Genomic DNA, 282 nt, shown 5'->3' on the forward strand with positions numbered 1-282 from the left:
GTCTCCGTCCGGTCGATGACGACCTCGGTCACGCCGACGAGCTCGCCGTCGTCGTACAGCGCGGTCGCCGTGAACTCGATGTGGCGCTCCTCGCCGTGCCGGTCGACCATCGTGCTGGTGTCGCGGTAGCGGTCGCGCGCGGAGTCACAGGGTTCGACGCCGTACACCTCGTCGGCGTTCGCCGGCGCGTCGAGGACCTTGTCCGCGAGCGTGTCGGCGCGGCGGCCGTCGGGGTAGAAGAGCTCGGAGACGTGGCCGTGCCCGACCGCCTTCTCGCGGTCG

At 71.6% G+C, this 282-nt stretch carries 1 protein-coding gene; it reads right to left on the reverse strand.

From position 1 onward, the window contains the following. Window positions 1-282 (reverse strand): PAS domain-containing protein (locus EXE45_RS18800; protein WP_158294361.1); only part of this gene is annotated, 282 nt, incomplete at both ends.

Origin of the sequence: Halorubrum sp. SP9, assembly GCF_005435015.1 — an archaeon.
Lineage (GTDB): Archaea > Halobacteriota > Halobacteria > Halobacteriales > Haloferacaceae > Halorubrum > Halorubrum sodomense.